The 559-nt window shown below is 72.5% G+C and carries 1 protein-coding gene; it reads right to left on the minus strand.

What is annotated here, in order from left to right:
* Positions 1–405 (minus strand): 2-oxo-4-hydroxy-4-carboxy-5-ureidoimidazoline decarboxylase (uraD, locus tag MBTS_RS20415; protein WP_192216357.1); only part of this gene is annotated, 405 nt, incomplete at its 3' end.
* Between the last annotated feature and the right edge of the window lie 154 nt (positions 406–559).

Consider the following 559-nt stretch of genomic DNA (forward strand, 5'->3'; position numbering starts at 1 on the left):
CACCGCGAGGATCTCGGCCCGGCTGCGGCCTCGCACGGCGATGATGAAGGGGAAACCGAACCTCTCCCGGTAGGCGGCGTTCAGGCGGTCGAAGGCCGCCGCATCCTCGGGCGGGAGGTGGTCGAGGCCGGCGCTGCCCTGCTCGCTCGCGGAGTCGGCCGTCATCGCCCGCGCCCGTGCCTCGGGGCCGGCGAGTTCCGGGTGGCCGTTGAGGAAGGCGAGACGCCGCGCCTCCGGCGCATGGCGCACCGCGTCCATCATCGCGGCGTGCAACTCGGCCACGCGGGCGAAGGGGCGGGCCGGCGCCACCGCCTCGGCGACCCAGGCCGCGTGTTCGAACACCCCGCCGAGCATGGCGACGAAGGCGTCCCGGTCGAGACGGTGGATGGCGGCCAGATCCGACAAAGGCTTCAACTCCAGCGATAATCCGTACGACGACCGGGCGTGCACGGGCATCGGCGCGGGATCATGCTCCCTGGCATCGACCATGGCGAACCCCGCCACCTCTTGTCCACGGCGATCTCCGCATCGCCCACGGGGGCAGCCCTTTCGAGACGCG

Source organism: Methylobacterium bullatum (assembly GCF_014845095.1).
Taxonomy (GTDB): Bacteria; Pseudomonadota; Alphaproteobacteria; order Rhizobiales; family Beijerinckiaceae; genus Methylobacterium; species Methylobacterium bullatum.